Genomic DNA, 16,505 nt, shown 5'->3' on the forward strand with positions numbered 1-16,505 from the left:
CAAATACAGAGATTGATTGTCACCACGCCGGCGCCCCACAGCAATGACTGTAACCGCCAGGAATGATGACACTCACGCCACGCCTATCGCGTCGGCGGGTTCTCGCCCAGCGGCACCACGGCCATGGTCAGGCGCGATACGCAACTGGCCTTGCCGTCGTCGCTGGTCAGGCGAATGTCCCACACCTGGGTGGTGCGCCCGATATGGATGGCCCTGGCCACCGCCGTCACGCGCCCGCTGCGCACACCGCGCAGGTGGTTGGCGTTGACCTCAAGGCCGACGCAATAGAACTTGCTCGGGTCGATACACAGGTAGGCAGCCATGGAGCCGACGCTCTCGGCCAGCACCACCGACGCACCGCCATGCAGCAGGCCATAAGGCTGATGGGTGCGGTGATCGACCACCATGCTGGCGGTCAGGGACTCATCGTCAAAACGTTCAAAGCGGATATCCAGCAGTTCACCGATGGTGTTTTTCTGAATCGCATTGAGTTGCTCGATATTCGGTTGGGTGCGCCACAAGCTCATACACAGTGTCCTTATTGGTTTTATTACGCCCCTAATCCTGCCACACAATCGCCTCGGTGCGCGCGCTCCAGTCGGGGAACTGTGCGCCGTAAGTCGACTCGATCACGTTGCGCTTGATCTTCAAGGTCGGGGTCAGGAAGCCGTTCTCCACGGCCCAGTTGTCCTTGACCACCACCAGCTGGCGCAAGCGCTCATGCTTGTCCAGCACCGCGTTGACCTGTTCCAGCCAGCGCTCCAGGCTGGCCTGCAACGCGTGCCGGTCCTGGCCCGGGGCCGACAGCACGCACAAGCCCATCGGCGCCGTCAGGCCATCGCCGACCACACACACCTGCTCGATGCGCGCGTGCTCGGCCAGGCGGTTTTCAATCGGCGCCGGGGCCACGTACTTGCCTTTGCTGGTCTTGAAGATTTCCTTGAGTCGCCCGGTCAGGCGCAGGCGGCCGTCGGCGTCCTGCTCGCCCTTGTCACCGGTGCGCAGGAAACCGTCGGCAGTGACGGTTTCGGCGGTCTTATCCGGGTCCTTGAAATAGCCGAGCATGGTCGCACCGCTGCGCACCTGCACTTCGCCGGTTGGGTCGATACGCACCTCGACCTCCGGGCACGGCAGGCCGATCCAGCCGAGGGTCTGCTGGCCGGGGCGGCAGACGTGGGAGTAGCCACAGCTTTCGGTCATGCCATACACCTCAAGCACATCCAGGCCCAGGCGCTGGTACCAGCGCAACAACGCCTCGGGCACCGGCGCTGCGCCGGACAGCGCAATGCGCAATGCATCCAGGCCCAAGCCTGCGAGCACTTTGTGGCCCACGCGCTTGCCGATAAACGGCAGGCGCAGCAAGGTGTCGAGGCGTTTTTGCGGGATCTTGGCGTAGACGCCCAGCTGGAATTTGGTCCAGATCCGCGGCACCCCGAATAGCGCGGTCGGCCTGGCCCTGCGCAGATCAGCCAGGAAGGTGTCGAGGCTTTCGGCGAAAAACACGGTTTGCCCGGTATAGATCGCCGCCATTTCCACAAACATCCGCTCGGCCACGTGGCACAGCGGCAGGTAGGACAGCAGGCGGTCGTCCTCGCCCAAACCGAACAACGCGGTGCCGCGCGTGGCCGCAAAACCCAGGGCGCCAAAGCTGTGCATCACGCCTTTGGGCAGGCCGGTGGTTCCTGAGGTGTAGATGATGGTGGCCAGGTCCGACGCGGCGGGCAGCGGCTCATCCTCGATCGGCGGACAGGCTTGCAGGTCGTCCCAGCTGAAGTCGAATGCGCCCGCCGGGCATAGCGGCAGGCTCACCGTCGGCACGCCTGCGGGGACCCCGGGAGCCATGGCGGGCCAGTCGTCGAGTTTGCCGATAAACACCAGGGCCGCCTCGGAATGGGTCAGCACATGGGCGACGGAGTCGGCAGTCAGGTTGGGGTACAGCGGCACCGAGACATGCCCGGCCATCCAGATTGCCAGGTCGGCGATGATCCAGTGGGCACAGTTTTTCGAGATCAGGGCAATGTGCGAACCAGCAGGCAGCTCGCGCGCGCGCAGCCAGTGCGCGGCGCAACGGGCCTGGTGGCCGACTTCGCCCCAGGTGAGGGAGTGTACAACTCCCCCGCCAATGGGCTGCACCAGCAAAGTCTTGCGCGGATGACGCGCTTCACGTTCGAAGAAGACCTGCAACGGCAAACGAAAAGCGACGGGCATGGGACGCGCTCCTTTGTGGTCCGACGATAGCCAACCAAGCACTTGCTCGGTTGACTATATAGCACACACAAAGCCGCGATAACGCCTACGGATTGTTCACGCTGACCAGGCTCATCAGCCCCGCCAGCGGGAAGTCGCCTTCCAGTTCCGCCAGGCTGGCGGTATACATCGGCTGCGGCTGGCGCAGATGGCCATGCTGCAGAAAGCTGATCAGGCTGCCGACCAGCGGCTGATGGCTGACCAGCAGCACGTTGTCATCGGTATCGAGTTTTTCCAGCACCTGCTGCGGGTTGCCGTCGGGGGTCAGCCACGGCACCGTGCGAATCTCGGGTTGGAAGCCCAAGGCCTCGCGCACCAGGTGCGCGGTCTGTTGCGCCCGCACATAGGGGCTGGCGAGGATGGCGCTGAGCGGCTGCCCGATCAGGTGCGCAGCACTGCGCAACACTTCGGCGCGGCCATGCTCGGTGAGGTTACGCTCGGCGTCCGACCGTGCATGCCCTTCGGCCTCGCCGTGGCGCAAGACCCAGAGCTTCACAGTTTCGGCTCTTCATCGCGTACCGGGTGCGGTGCCGACGGCACGCTGTGGGCGGCCTCGCCCTCTGGTGCACGTGGGGTTGGCCAATCGGCGAAAGGCCAGGGCTTCTGCTCGGTATGGAAGCTGCCGAAACGGCCGATCTGCGCGAGGAACTGGCTGAGGCTGTCGCCGAAGTTCATCAGGCCCAGGTTCGGGGCGCCGTAGACCAGGCGGTAGATCAGTTGCACCACCACCAACGCGCCGAGCAGGAACTGCGCGACTTGCCACACCAGGGCAAACACCAGCATCCACAGGATGCGCAGGGCAATCGACTCGTACTTGGGGGCTGCTTTGGGATCGTTCATGACGCGTTCCTCAGTTGAAACCACTGGTGGAAATAAAATCGACATCGGTTTTAGGCTCGGCCCGCATCAACAGCTCGATGACCTGGTTCAAGGTGCGCCCTTCGAACAGGATCGCGTGCAGCCCGGCGACCAGCGGCATGTACACGCCGACCTCCTGGGACTTGGCCTTGAGCACCTTGAGGGTGTTGACCCCTTCGGCCACTTCGCCGAGCCGCGTCACCGCGTCGTCCAGGCTCAGGCCCTGGCCGAGGGCGAACCCTACCTGGTAGTTGCGGCTTTTCGGCGACGAGCAGGTGACGATCAAGTCGCCCACGCCCGCCAGCCCGAGGAAGGTCATCGGGTTGGCGCCCTGGTTCACCGCAAAGCGGGTCATTTCTGCCAGGGCGCGGGTGATCAGCATGCTCTTGGTGTTTTCGCCCATGCCCAGCGCCACGGCCATGCCGGCGATGATCGCGTAGACGTTCTTCAACGCGCCGCCCAGCTCGACGCCAAAGCGGTCACTGCTGGCGTAGACGCGGAAGGTGCGGCCATGCAGCACCGCCTGCACGCGCTCGCACAGCGCTTCATCTTCGCTGGCGATCACGGTGGCGGTCAGCGCGTGCTCGGCCACTTCCCGCGCCAGGTTCGGCCCGGAGAGCACGCCGATGCGCGCCTGCGGGGCGATCTCTTCGAGGATCTCGCTCATCAGCTTGAAGGTCTGCGCCTCGATGCCCTTGGTCAGGCTGACCAGGAGCTTGCCCGCCAACCGGTCGGCGTGCGGCGCCAGCACCGAGCGCAAGGCGCTGGAAGGCAGGGCGACGAAGCACAGGTCGCACTCGCTCAGGGTGGCCAGCAGGTCTGTGACCGGCTCGACCCCGGGAAGAATCTTGATGCCCTTGAGGTAACGCGGATTTTCGCGGTGCACCCGAATGGCCTCGGCCTGCTCGGGATCACGCATCCACTGCCGTACCGGATGGCCGTTCTCGGCCAGCAGGTTAGCCACGGCGGTACCAAAACTTCCGCCTCCCAGGACCGCAATAGGGCGCTGTTCAGTCATATGCAATCCGTTAATCCATACCAGTGGCGATGGCGGCATTATACGGAGCGACCCGCTTGCGGCCAGCCCCCGTATGAATTCGTACGCTTGTCGGAAAATGCCGCGCGCGGGTGAAGTAATTGCAAGTCCGACGACTGGCAAAAGACCCTACCTCAGTTAACATGGGCGGCTATCCGTAATTATCAAGGCCGTGCCGTGTATTTGGGCCCTCCTCCCCGTTCATCTCTGTGGCTGATGCTGTTGTGCAGTGCACCGGTATTGGCCGACGACCTGTTCCTCGACAGCCAGCCGCTGCCGCAAGTGTTGACCGCCACGCGCCTGAAGCAATCGGCCGCCGCGGTGCCCGGCAGCATGACCGTGATCGACAGCGAACTGATCAAGGCCAGCGGCGCACGCGACATCAGCGAACTGCTGCGCCTGGTACCGGGGATGATGGTTGGCTACACCACCGGCAACCAGGCGGCAGTGAACTACCACGGCACCAGCGCCAGCGATGCGCGGCGCATGCAGGTGCTGATCGACGGCCGCTCGGTGTACCGCGCCGGCCTGGCCACGGTGGACTGGAGCGATATCCCGGTGGCCATGGAAGACATCGAGCGCATCGAGGTTTTTCGCGGGCCCAACACCGTCAGTTACGGCGCCAATGCATTGATGGCGGTGGTCAATATCCTCACGCGCTCGCCGGCCAACAGCCATGGCTCAAGGGTCAAGGTGGTGCGCGGCGAACGGGGCATCAATGACTTCTATGCCAGCCAGGGCGTGGGCTGGGAAACCGGCGATCTGCGCTTGTCGCTGTCCGGCCAGCAGGACGACGGTTTCGACACTGACGCCAGCGGCGCCGATCGCCGTGACAGCCGCCGCCTCAACCGCTTCAGCCTGGCGGTGAGCCAGACGTTGAATGCGCAGCAGAGTATCGACTGGCAACTGGATGCCAAGGAAGGCACCAATCAACGGCCTTATACCTACACCCCGGTCTTCGCCGGGATTACCGAAGGCGGTAACAATTCCGACGTCAAGTCCAAGGACTATGCCGGCTCCCTGCGCTGGAATTTCGACTTCAACCCCGACCACAGCCTGTACATCCAGGGCTCTGCGCAACAGTGGGACCGCCAGCAAGTCTGGAAGGCCTGCGACGCCAAGGTCTCGTTCAGTCCGGAACTGACCCAGTTGTGGCAGATGAACCCCAACTACGCCGAGCTGCTCGCCCGCCACATGGACACCTACAGCCAGGGCAGCGCACCACCCGGCAGCGCCGCCGAGCAAGCGCTGGCCAACCGGGTGCTGGACCAGTGGCGCGACGGCAACAACCAGAGCGTGTGCGGCGATATCGACCAGAGCACCCGCGAAAGCCGCTACGACATCGAGGTCCAGGACACCCTCAGCCTGTCCGACAGCCTGCGCCTGGTCAGTGGTATGAATTATCGCTACGACCGGGCCGATTCCGACACCTACTTCAACGGCACCCTGGACGACACTACCTGGCGCCTGTTCGGCCAACTGGAATGGCGCGCCAGCGAACATTGGCTGCTGCAGGGCGGCGCGATGTATGAAGACACGCACCTGAGCGGCAACTCGCTGACGCCACGGGTGGCGGTCAACTACCTGATCAACCCGCGCCACGGCCTGCGCGCGGTGTACTCCGAGGCAATCCGCTCGCCGGACATGTTCGAAAACAATGTCAACTGGAGCTATCGCGTCACCAACCTCAGCTCCCCGGCCTATGGCCAGACCAGCGGCCAGTACTTCGTGAAGACGCGCGGCCCGGGCAACCTCGACAAAGAACTGATGCGCTCGCGGGAACTGGGCTACAACGGTTTCTTTGCCGATATCGGGCTGAACATGGACGTCAAGCTGTTCTACGACGAAATCACCGACATGATCAGCTCGCCGCTGCGCAACAACCAGTACATTGCCAGCAACGCCAACAGCGCACGGTTCAGCGGTGCCGAATCGCAATTCGACTGGCGCATGAGCAACGCCGACCGCCTGCGGCTCACCTATGCTTATGTGGATGCCAGCTCCAGCAATCCGCTGGACAAAGCGCAGACCGCGCGTAACAGTGGCTCGGCCGGCTGGTTGCGCGAATGGGGCCACGGCTGGTCCAGCGCGCTGTTCTACTATGGCGACGACGCACTCAACCAATATCGCTTCGAACGGGTCGACCTGCGCGTGGCCAAGCGTATTGCCCTGGGCAAAGCCAACGTGGAGCTGGCCGGCATGCTGCAACAACGCCTCGATAACCAGCCCACGACATGGGCCGATAACAATTACGACCACCGTCACGTACTCTACTTCAGCGCGGAGTTAGAGTTCTGATATGGGCGACTCGTCACGGATGACCTTCTTCTTTATTGACCTCTACACACTCTGCCGGCGCAGCGTGCTGCTGGCCTGTCTGTTGCTGGCCACACCGGCCTGGAGTGCCGAGATCCTGTTGACCGCCGCCGAGGACGGTGCCGGCGTGCAGGCCTTTACCAAGGCCCTGGCCGAGCAACGACCGCAGGACCACGTCACCTTCACGCCCCTCAAGGACCTGCCGGCCCCCAGCCACCTGCCGGCCACGACCCGCCTGATCCTGCTCGACCTGCCCGGCCTCGACTGGCGCCTGCAGGACGCCCAGGGCCCGCCGACCCTGGTGCTGCGCATCAGCCGCCTGCAAGCCCATGAACGGCCGGGCAGCACCCAGCATCCACGCATTACCCTGCTGTGGAGCGACCCGCCGCTGGAGCGCCAGCTGCGCCTGATCAACAATATCCTGCCGCAAGCGCAGCGCATTGGCGTGCTCTACAGCGCCGACAGTGAATTCCTGCTGCCCGAGTTACGCCAGCAGGCCACGCTGCTGGGCCTGGAAATCGTGCCACAGCGCTGGGACAACATTAACGACAGCCGCCCGCTGCAATCGCTGTTCAGAAACAGCGACGTGCTGCTCGGCCTCGACGATCCACAACTCTACAACCCGAAAACCGCGAAGAACCTGTTGCTCAGCAGCTACGCCCAACAATTGCCGTTGGTGGGGCCGAACGCCGGGTTCGTGCGGGCCGGCAGCCTGGCCAGCACCTACAGCGACCAGGCCGACTGGCTGACCGTGCTCGACCATTTGCTTGAGCAACCGCCCGCCACCTGGCCGCGTGCGCTGTACCCAAGACACTTCAAAGTCGTCGGCAACCCGCAAGTTGCGCGCTCACTGGGCATCGAACAGGTGGACGACGCCAGCGTCGCCGCCCGATTGGCCGAAGGAGAAAAACACCCATGACCTTGCGTCGTCGTTGGGACATCAACACCCGCACCCAGCTCATCACCCTGGGCCCGGCGCTGTTGCTGACGTTGCTGTTGATCAGCTTCTTCACCTTCGTGCGTATCCAGGACCTGCGCCAGGAACTCGACCACACCGGCCAACTGATCGCCAACCAACTGGCGCCGGCCACTGAATACGGGGTGATTTCCGGCAACAACGACGTGCTCGACAGCTTGCTGCGCGCCACGCTGGCCACGCCCCACGTGCGCTTCCTGGAGATCCAGGACAGCAGCGAGAACATCCTCGTCTACGTCGAGCAGCCCTCGGAAAAACATGACCGCTCGCTGTCGGTGAAAGTCTTCCAGGCGCCGATCCGCCTGCAGCATATCCAGCTGGGCAACGACTTTTTCCAGGACAATCTCAACGAACCCAAGGCACCCCGCGCGGACTACCTGGGCCGGGTGATTGTCGGCATGTCCAACGACGCGTTCAGCCAGCGCCAGCAGGAAATCCTGTTCAAGGCCGGGATCCTCGCGCTGTTCGCCCTGCTGTTTACCTTCCTGCTCGCACGGCGCCTGGCCGCCAGCCTGTCGCAGCCGATCAGCGCCATGGGCCACGCCGTGAAAGCCATCCAGCAAGGCGACTACAAGACGCCGCTGCCGATTGTCGATGACTCGGAACTGGGCGACCTGTCGCGGCATATCAACAACCTCGCCGAAGGCCTCAACCAGGCCAGTCGCGAACAGCAACAGGCCATGGCGCAGTTGATCCAGACCCGCGAGGAGGCTGAGCGCGCCAACAACGCCAAGTCAGACTTCCTGGCGATGATGAGCCATGAGCTGCGCACGCCGATGAACGGCGTGCTGGGCATGCTGCAGTTGCTGGAAACCACCGAGATGACCGAGGAGCAGACCGAATACGCGGCGCTGGCCTCCGAGTCCACCGAGCACCTGCTCAAGGTCATCAATGACATCCTCGACTTCTCGCGCATCGAGCGCGCCGCCCTCGAGCTGGAGCACATTCCGTTCAACCTGGCGGACCTGATCAACAGCTGCGCCCAGGCCTTCCAGCACAGCGCCCAGCAGCGCGGGTTGGCGCTGCAGCTGCCGATCCCGCCCGGCATGGACACCCTGCGGGTGCAGGGCGATCCGACGCGTATCCGCCAGATCCTGGTGAACCTGATCGGCAATGCGCTGAAGTTCACCGAGCACGGCACCGTCAGCGTCGAGCCCCATTGGCAGACCCTGGACCATGAGCTGGTGTGGTTCACCTGCACCGTGCGCGACAGCGGCATCGGGATTTCCGCCGAACGCCTGGAATTGATGTTCGATGCGTTCCAGCAGGCTGACAGTTCCATTTCAAGACGTTACGGCGGCACCGGCCTCGGCCTGCCCATCGCCCGTACCCTGGCCGAACGCATGGGTGGCACCTTGCGCGCCCAGAGCGAAGAAGGCCGTGGCTCGGTGTTTACCCTGGAAATCCCGCTGGCTACCGACCAGCACAGCGTGCCGGCGATTGCCGCCAACGCCGAAGGCAAGACCAGCGCCGGAGAGGGTCGCCATGTGTTGCTGGTGGAGGACAATCCGGTGAACCGCACGGTGGTCGAAGCCATGCTGCGCAGCCTGGGCTTCCAGGTCAGTCTGGCCACCGACGGCGCCGAGGCGATCCGCAGCGCCGAGAGCCTGATTTTCACTGCGATCCTGATGGATTGCCGGCTGCCGCTGATCGACGGCTATGAAGCGACCCGCCAGATTCGCCAGTTGCCGGGCTGCGCCGACCTGCCGATTATCGCCCTCACCGCGAACGCCCTGCAGGGCGACCGTGAGGCGTGTCTCGCAGCGGGAATGAACGATTACCTGGCCAAGCCGTTCAAACGCACGGATTTGCAGCAAATACTGCAGCGTTGGGTGCAATAGCGCCGCGCCATCAGCCACTTCCGACTGGCGTGAAAGACGAAAGTGCGGCAGTCTTAGGCACCCAAACGGGCCGATAAACAGGCCCGGTTTAAAATTTCAGTGAACAAGTGTACATTCAGTACCTTGCCGCTGTGACTTTCACTACAACGCAATAGTCTATGTGTAGGCTGCCGACATGAGGCATGAACGCTTCATTCGGTTCGGGAAGATTTGCCCTACCCTGCCGCATGGGATTATTGAGGAGCTCGCATGACCAAACAAAACGCCTTTACTCGGGAAGACCTGCTGCGCTGCAGTCGCGGTGAGCTGTTCGGCCCAGGTAACGCGCAACTGCCCGCCCCGAACATGCTGATGGTGGATCGCATCACCCATATCAGCGAAGAGGGTGGCAAGTACGGCAAAGGTGAATTGGTCGCCGAGCTGGATATCACCCCGGACCTGTGGTTCTTCGCCTGCCATTTCGAAGGCGACCCTGTGATGCCGGGCTGCCTGGGCCTCGACGCCATGTGGCAGCTGGTCGGTTTCTTCCTCGGCTGGCAGGGCCTGCCGGGCCGCGGCCGTGCTCTGGGTTCGGGCGAAGTGAAGTTCTTTGGCCAGGTCCTGCCGACCGCCAAGAAAGTCACCTACAACATTCAGATCAAGCGCGTCCTCAAGGGCAAGCTGAACCTCGCCATCGCCGATGGTTCGGTGAGCGTCGACGGTCGCGAGATCTATACTGCCGAAGGCCTTCGGGTCGGCGTATTCACTTCCACTGACAACTTTTAAGGGTTATCCGCATGCGCCGCGTCGTTATCACTGGTCTGGGCATCGTTTCTTGCCTGGGCAATGACAAAGAGACCGTCACCGCTAACCTGCGTGCAAGTCGCCCTGGCATCCGCTTCAACCCGGAATATGCCGAAATGGGTCTGCGTAGCCAGGTTTCCGGCTCCATCGACCTGCCCCTCGAAGAACTGATCGATCGCAAGATCTATCGCTTCGTCGGCCACGCTGCCGCCTATGCCTACCTGGCCATGAAAGACGCGATTGCCGACTCCGGCCTGAGCGAAGACCAGGTTTCGAACGTACGCACCGGCCTGATTGCCGGTTCGGGCGGCGCATCCACCCTGAACCAGATGGAAGCGCTGGACATCCTGCGCGAAAAAGGCGTCAAGCGTGTAGGCCCTTACCGCGTCACGCGGACCATGGGCAGCACCGTTTCCGCCTGCCTGGCCACGCCATTCCAGATCAAGGGCGTGAACTACTCGATTTCCTCCGCCTGCGCCACCAGCGCCCACTGCATCGGGACTGCCGTTGAGCAGATCCAGCTGGGCAAGCAGGACATCGTGTTCGCCGGCGGCGGTGAAGAAGAACATTGGAGCCAGTCGTTCCTGTTCGACGCCATGGGCGCACTGTCCACCCAGTACAACGAAACTCCGGAGAAGGCCTCCCGCGCCTACGACGCCAAGCGTGACGGTTTCGTCATCGCCGGCGGTGGCGGCATGGTGGTGGTCGAGGAGCTGGAACACGCCCTCGCCCGTGGCGCCAAGATCTACGCGGAAATCGTCGGCTACGGCGCGACCTCCGACGGCTACGACATGGTTGCGCCAAGCGGTGAAGGCGCCATCCGTTGCATGCAGATGGCCATGTCCACCGTGGATACCCCAATCGACTACCTGAACACCCACGGCACGTCGACTCCGGTCGGTGACGCCAAGGAAATGGAAGGTGTGCGTGCGGTATTCGGCGACAAGGCGCCAGCCATCAGCTCCACCAAGAGCCTGTCCGGTCACTCCCTGGGCGCCGCCGGCGTTCACGAAGCGATCTACTGCCTGCTGATGATGGAAGGCAACTTCATGGCCGGTTCGGCCAACATCGACGAGATCGACCCGGTCGTCGCCGATATGCCGATCCTGACCAAGACCGTCGAAAACGCCAAGATCGACACCGTGATGAGCAACAGCTTCGGCTTCGGTGGCACCAACGCCACCCTGGTACTGAAACGCTGGCAGGGTAAGTAAGACCTGTAGCTCGACCCAATAAAAAGCCCCGACTGGTTCGGGGCTTTTTTGTGGGTGATTACAGGTGAGACCGCGGCGCCTCTATCGCAGGCAAGCCAGCTCCCGCATTTTGAAGTGTGAATACAGCCAAATGTAGGAGCTGGCTTGCCTGCGATGGCGCCAGCTCGAGCTGCTGCCCTACACCGAAAACCGCGCCACCATCGAATTCAGGTCCACCGCCAGCCGCGACAACTCCTGGCTCGCCGCGCTGGTCTGGTTCGCCCCGGTCGATGTCTGGTGCGCCAAGTCGCGAATGTTCATCAAATTGCGATCCACCTCCCGCGCCACGGCCGCCTGTTGCTCGGACGCACTGGCGATCACCAGGTTGCGCTCGTTGATCAAGGTAAACGCCGAGGCAATTTCCTCCAGTGCCATCCCCGCCGACTTGGCGATATCCAGGGTGGAACGCGCGCGACTGTTGCTCTGTTGCATCGAACTGACCGCCTGATCGGTGCCCTGCTGAATGCCGCTGATCATCTGCTCGATTTCCTGGGTCGATTGCTGGGTACGGTGGGCCAGGGCGCGCACTTCATCGGCCACCACCGCAAACCCGCGCCCGGCATCCCCGGCCCGCGCCGCCTCGATGGCCGCATTCAGTGCGAGCAGGTTGGTCTGCTCGGCAATCGAGCGGATCACGTCCAGCACCTTGCTGATGCCATAGACCTTTTGCGCCAGGTCCTCGACCTGCGTCACGTTGTCGGTTACGTCAGTGGCCAGCGCCTCGATGGACACCACTGTCTGGTGCACTTGCTCACGCCCTTGCTGGGCAATGCGGTCGGACTCGCGCGAGGCCTGGGAGGTGGCCACTGCGTTGCTCGCCACTTCCTCCACCGCTGCCGTCATTTGGTTGACCGCCGTGGCCGCCTGTTCGATTTCCTGGTTTTGCTGATGCAGGCCGCGCGTGGCGTCCTCGGTGACACAACTGAGTTCCTCGGAAGCCGACGCCAGCTGGTTCGACGACTCGGAAATACGCCGGATGGTGTCGCGCAGGTTCTCCTGCATGCCCTTGAGCGCCTGCTGCAGGCGCGCCGGCTCGTCGTTTCCGGTAACGCTTATGTCGCCGGTCAGATCGCCACTGGCGACGCCCTGGGCGACCTTCAACGACTGCGCCAGTGGCAACACAATGCTGCGCGTCAGCCATACCGCCAGCCCGATGGTAATCAACGCCGTGAGCACGATCATGCCGATCACCCAACTGCGCGACTGGCTGAACACACTCTGCGCCAGGCTTGCCGCCAGGTTGGCGTTGGTCTTATTCAGATTGACCAGGTCGCGCAGGGTCGCAGCCATTTCATCGGCGAGTTGATTCATCTCGCCGTTGACCACCTTGACGGCGTCCTCCAGCTGATTGGCCCTGGAAAACCCCATCACCTGTTCCTGGCGTTGCAGGTATTGCTGTTCCTGGACCTTGAAGCGGTCAAACAGCGTGCGCTCCTCGGGCAGCACGATCAGCGCTTCGTACAGGGTCTGCGCGTGATGCAAGCCACTCTTGAGGTCATTGAGCTTGCGCTCGTTCTGCGCCAACGCCTCGGGCTCGCGGTTAAGCAGCAAGCGCAAGGTCAGCGCGCGCACCCGCAGCAGGTCCTGGCTCATCTCCCCCACCGCCATCACGCTGGGCAGCCAGTTGTTCTCCACCTGATCCGATTGCTGGCGCATATTGGCCATCTGCAACAGGGCAAAGCCGCCCAGGGCAAACACCATCAATGCCAATACGCCAAAGCCCAAGCCGGCGCGCGGGGCGATATTCAAACTGCGAACATTCATTACGTAGGTTCCTTCCAGAAGCGCTGCATCCACCTGCAGCCGGTCTCCTGAACGTTATCGGCGTCCTCGCCCGATTGCGTAAGACCAAAACGCGATATCAACGAGGAGGCAAATCGCGAGGCGCTTTAGGCAGGATGGCCAGGAAGTTATCCCGCGCCACCTTGTGGGCAATGTCCTCAGGAAGCGCGTCGAGGAAGGGCTCGAAGCGGTGCATCTCCTTACCCAGCTTGTTGAAACGCCCTACCACGTCCGACCCCAGCATAAAACGCTCCGGGAAGCGCTCCACCAACGCTGTCCACTCTGGCCGAGGCTTGCCCGCGTCATCCAGCAAGTAAGGCGTGAGCATGCTCCAGGACAGGTCGATGTACAGGTTGGGATAGGCCTCCAGCAGCCGACTCAAGGTGGGCAGTAAAAAATCCATCTGCACCTGGTGGCGATGGATTTCCTTGCTGGTGCCGGCATGCGCCCAGATAAAGCGCGTGTGCGGGTGGTTGCGCAGCGACTCCTCCACCTCGGCCAGGTACAGCGGATTCCGTTCGCGCTTGGAGGTGATATTGGAGTGCAGCATCACCGGCAGGTCGTTCTCGGCCGCCAGGTGATAGATGCGGGTCATGGCTTCGTTATTCGCGCGCGGAGTATCGCCGGATGTCAGGGCGGTCAGGTCGTCGTGGCGGGTGAACACCTCGCCGATGCCCTGCCACAGCCCGGGATTGAGGTCGAGCATGCGCTGGATGTGCGCGGCCGAGTTCTTGTCGTTGGGGTTGAAACCACTGAGGAAGGGATGAAAGTGCTGGCGCTGTTCAGGCGTCAGTTTCGTCACCGCCGCCGCAACGATCACATCGGTGGCACTGTACCAATAGGCGTCGGCGTCATCACCGGCGTAGTAGCGCGGGCGCTTGGGTTCGTCTTCGTGCCATTTCTTCGCTACCGGGATACCGGAAATCATCACGTGCTCGATGCGGTTATCGGCCATGGCCTTGAGCAGCTTGTCCATGCCTGCCGTCTCCTGGAAAAAATCCACGTAATGCAGGTGCGCGTCGCTGTAGGCATAGTCACGCGCGTGGACGGCCAGGCTGGTGGCAGCGAGTAACAGGGCAAGACTCAGGCGGGTCCAGGGCACGATAAAACCTCGATAGGGGCTGACTCTGGTAGACCTTGCGCGCCTTGCCGGGGTTCAGCCGGCAAAAATCGCGGAACACCGAAGTGCCAGCATGCTCTATAACTGCATGACCTTCATCCTGCCACCCTGTGAGGTTTGCCATGCCTGTTACCGTCAATACGTTGAACGCCGACAACTTCCGTCACAGCGTCAACATCAACAACCACGAGCTGTTTACCGACCTGCCCAAAAGCCTGGGCGGTGACGATTCGGCGCCCTCCCCCCACGACTACTTCGATGCCGCGCTGGCCTCGTGCAAGGCCTTGACCGTCAAGCTCTACGCACAGAAAAAAGACATCCCACTGACCGGCGTGACCGTGGAAGTCAGCCACGACGCCAGTGAAGAGCAAAAGGGTAAATACAAGCTCGCCGTCAAGCTGACCCTCAAGGGCGTGCTGACAGACGAGCAGCGCGACGAACTGCATCGCGTGGCAGATCGCTGCCCGGTGCACAAGCTGATGACCACGGCCGAAGTCACCATCGAGACAACATTGTCGGAAGGCGCCTTCAGCCAATAGCGGCAACCTCCCGTCGGGCGGGTTATGCTCAAAGCCACCTAACCCGCTCAGACTGGGATGCACCATGACCGCCCTCACCGTGATCCGCCCGCGCCCCGAAGATGTCGAAGGCCAGCCTATCCTGCGCCCGCTGCCTTCGCGGGAATGCCGCAGCGTCGGGCCTTTTGTGTTTTTCGACCATATGTTGCCCACCCGCTACGCACCGGGCAGCGGCATGAATATCCGCCAGCACCCGCATATCGGCCTGTCGACCCTGACCTACCTGTTCGACGGCGCACTGCAGCACAAGGACAGCCTGGGTTCGGACCAGGTGGTACAGGCCGGCGATGTCAGCTGGATGACTGCCGGCAGCGCAATTGCCCACGTCGAGCGCACGCCCGAGGCGCTCAAGGCCAGCGGCTTCAGCCTGCACGGGCTGCAAGTGTGGCTGGCTTCGCCCAAGGACCACGAAAACGGACCCGGGCACTACAGCCATCACCCAGCCGCGAGCCTGCCGGTGAGTAACAATCTGGGTGTGACGATCCGCATGATCGCGGGCAGCGGCTTTTGCCTGAAATCACCGGTGCCGGTGCTGTCACCCACGCTGTATGCCGAGGTGCAGATGCAGACGGCCACTACCCTGCTGATCCCGGATGAGCATGAGGAACGCGCCGTGTATGTGCTGGACGGTGAAGCGCAGTTGGAAGGCGAGGTGCTGGAGGTCAACAGCCTGGTGGTGCTGGAGCCCGGGCAGGCAATGACGTTGTTTGCCGACAGTGATTGCCACTTGGTGGTGTTTGGCGGCGCGCCACTGGATGGGCCACGGCGGATCAATTGGAATTTTGTCGCGAGCGATCCGGCGCTGATCGAGCAGGCCAGGCAGCGCTGGGCGGCTGGGGATTGGCCAACGGTGCCGGGAGAAACCGACAGGATCGAGTTGCCTGTCAGATAGCCTTCGCAGGCAAGCCCGCTCCCACATTCAACTGGGAGTGGGCTTGGCCGCTAAGACGCCCTGACAGGCGCTCAAGCTTCAGCCCTTGAACACTTCATCCAGCAAGTTATGCATCGACTGGAAAGCCCGCGCAGCGGTCTTTGCGTCGTACATCATCTTGCCCGGCACATTGGCATGCGGGTCGGTAAAGGAATGCACCGCGCCGCCGTAGCTCAGCAGTTGCCAATCCACACCGGCCGCGTTCATTTCATCTTCAAAGGCCGGCAGTTGCTCTTTCGGCACCAACGGGTCGGAAGCACCATGCAGCACCAGCACGGAACCCTTGATGTTCTTCGCGTCCGCCGGGTTCGGCGTGTCTAGGGTGCCGTGGAACGACACGGCAGCCTTGAGCGGCGCACCGGTACGCGCCAGCTCCAGAGAGCAGCAGCCACCGAAACAGAAGCCAAAGGTAGCCAGTTTCGAGGTGTCCACAGCGGCTTCGGTCTGGCCTTGCAGTTGCTCAAACGCTGCTTGCATGCGCTTGTTCAACAACGGGCGGTCATTTTTCAGCGGCATCATCGCTGCACCGGCTTCATCGCCGTTGGATGGGCGCACCGTTTGCCCGTACAGGTCGGCGATCAGCACCACATAGCCTTTGCTGGCGACGGTCTTGGCGATTTCTTCGGCCCCCGCACTCACACCCATCCAGTTCGGCGCCATCAGCAGACCCGGCAGCGGGCCCTTGTGGCTGGCATCGAATGCCAGGCGGCTTTCATAAGACTGGCCATCAATCTGATAGACCACGGAACGCACAGTGACTTGGCTCATCATTTACTCCAGTTGA

The 16,505-nt window shown here is 62.6% G+C and carries 15 protein-coding genes and 1 pseudogene; 7 read left to right on the forward strand and 9 right to left on the reverse strand.

Going from position 1 to position 16,505, the window contains the following annotated elements; genetic code table 11:
* Positions 1–83 precede the first annotated feature (83 nt).
* The 5 genes from BBG20_RS06610 to BBG20_RS06630 form a co-directional block, all read right to left on the reverse strand.
* A complete protein-coding gene (locus BBG20_RS06610; RefSeq protein WP_065901500.1) occupies positions 84–527 on the reverse strand; it encodes a hotdog fold thioesterase in 444 nt (147 codons plus the stop codon).
* Positions 528–558: 31 nt separating this feature from the next.
* The gene (locus BBG20_RS06615) at positions 559–2,208 is read right to left on the reverse strand and encodes an AMP-binding protein (RefSeq protein ID WP_065901503.1); all 1,650 of its coding nucleotides are present in this window, start codon (positions 2,206–2,208) and stop codon (positions 559–561) included.
* A gap of 85 nt (positions 2,209–2,293) precedes the next feature.
* Positions 2,294–2,743: a phosphohistidine phosphatase SixA gene (sixA, locus tag BBG20_RS06620; protein WP_065901506.1), complete on the reverse strand. Its 450-nt coding sequence runs from the start codon at positions 2,741–2,743 to the stop codon at positions 2,294–2,296.
* Positions 2,740–3,087 carry a DUF4389 domain-containing protein gene (locus BBG20_RS06625; RefSeq protein WP_065901509.1) on the reverse strand — a complete coding sequence of 116 codons (348 nt, stop codon included), beginning with the start codon at positions 3,085–3,087 and terminating at the stop codon, positions 2,740–2,742. The genes sixA and BBG20_RS06625 overlap by 4 nt, the downstream gene beginning before the upstream one ends.
* Positions 3,088–3,097: 10 nt before the next feature.
* On the reverse strand, positions 3,098–4,123 hold the full coding sequence (locus BBG20_RS06630) for an NAD(P)H-dependent glycerol-3-phosphate dehydrogenase (protein ID WP_065901512.1): 1,026 nt from the start codon (positions 4,121–4,123) through the stop codon (positions 3,098–3,100).
* A gap of 195 nt (positions 4,124–4,318) precedes the next feature.
* On the opposite strand from BBG20_RS06630, the gene BBG20_RS06635 reads away from it, so the two are divergent.
* The 5 genes from BBG20_RS06635 (at position 4,319) to fabB (ending at position 11,271) form a co-directional block, all read left to right on the forward strand.
* The gene (locus tag BBG20_RS06635) at positions 4,319–6,439 is read left to right on the forward strand and encodes a TonB-dependent receptor plug domain-containing protein (protein ID WP_315974939.1); all 2,121 of its coding nucleotides are present in this window, start codon (positions 4,319–4,321) and stop codon (positions 6,437–6,439) included.
* Between the two features lies 1 nt (position 6,440).
* Complete coding sequence (locus BBG20_RS06640; RefSeq protein ID WP_065901519.1) at positions 6,441–7,376, forward strand: ABC transporter substrate-binding protein; 936 nt, start codon at positions 6,441–6,443, stop codon at positions 7,374–7,376.
* The gene (locus BBG20_RS06645; protein ID WP_065901522.1) at positions 7,373–9,274 is read left to right on the forward strand and encodes an ATP-binding protein; all 1,902 of its coding nucleotides are present in this window, start codon (positions 7,373–7,375) and stop codon (positions 9,272–9,274) included. The genes BBG20_RS06640 and BBG20_RS06645 overlap by 4 nt, the downstream gene beginning before the upstream one ends.
* A gap of 249 nt (positions 9,275–9,523) precedes the next feature.
* Positions 9,524–10,039, forward strand: coding sequence for a 3-hydroxyacyl-[acyl-carrier-protein] dehydratase FabA (gene fabA, locus BBG20_RS06650; RefSeq protein WP_010211704.1), 516 nt, complete (start codon positions 9,524–9,526; stop codon positions 10,037–10,039).
* 11 nt (positions 10,040–10,050) lie between these two features.
* Positions 10,051–11,271, forward strand: a complete 1,221-nt coding sequence (gene fabB, locus BBG20_RS06655; RefSeq protein ID WP_017134470.1) for a beta-ketoacyl-ACP synthase I — start codon at positions 10,051–10,053, stop codon at positions 11,269–11,271.
* A gap of 177 nt (positions 11,272–11,448) precedes the next feature.
* On the opposite strand, the gene BBG20_RS33475 is transcribed toward fabB, so the two are convergent.
* The 3 genes and pseudogenes from BBG20_RS33475 to BBG20_RS06665 all read right to left on the reverse strand — a co-directional run bounded on the left by BBG20_RS33475 (position 11,449) and on the right by BBG20_RS06665 (position 14,194).
* Positions 11,449–12,312: a methyl-accepting chemotaxis protein gene (locus tag BBG20_RS33475; protein WP_404940335.1), complete on the reverse strand. Its 864-nt coding sequence runs from the start codon at positions 12,310–12,312 to the stop codon at positions 11,449–11,451.
* Positions 12,304–13,074, reverse strand: a pseudogene (locus BBG20_RS33480) (MCP four helix bundle domain-containing protein); the annotation flags it as partial. The gene BBG20_RS33475 and the pseudogene BBG20_RS33480, both read right to left, overlap by 9 nt.
* A gap of 97 nt (positions 13,075–13,171) precedes the next feature.
* The gene (locus BBG20_RS06665; RefSeq protein WP_065901528.1) at positions 13,172–14,194 is read right to left on the reverse strand and encodes an amidohydrolase family protein; all 1,023 of its coding nucleotides are present in this window, start codon (positions 14,192–14,194) and stop codon (positions 13,172–13,174) included.
* A gap of 140 nt (positions 14,195–14,334) precedes the next feature.
* Here BBG20_RS06665 and BBG20_RS06670 point away from each other — a divergent pair, with 140 nt between their 5' ends.
* Entirely contained in the window at positions 14,335–14,751 is a 417-nt protein-coding gene (locus tag BBG20_RS06670; protein WP_065901531.1) for an OsmC family protein, read from the forward strand.
* Between the two features lie 64 nt (positions 14,752–14,815).
* A complete protein-coding gene (locus BBG20_RS06675; RefSeq protein ID WP_065901533.1) occupies positions 14,816–15,682 on the forward strand; it encodes a pirin family protein in 867 nt (288 codons plus the stop codon).
* Positions 15,683–15,760: 78 nt separating this feature from the next.
* Here BBG20_RS06675 and BBG20_RS06680 read toward each other — a convergent pair whose 3' ends face one another.
* Positions 15,761–16,489: a dienelactone hydrolase family protein gene (locus BBG20_RS06680; protein WP_065901536.1), complete on the reverse strand. Its 729-nt coding sequence runs from the start codon at positions 16,487–16,489 to the stop codon at positions 15,761–15,763.
* Between the last annotated feature and the right edge of the window lie 16 nt (positions 16,490–16,505).

This window comes from Pseudomonas aylmerensis, assembly GCF_001702265.1.
GTDB classification, from domain to species: Bacteria; Pseudomonadota; Gammaproteobacteria; order Pseudomonadales; family Pseudomonadaceae; genus Aquipseudomonas; species Aquipseudomonas aylmerensis.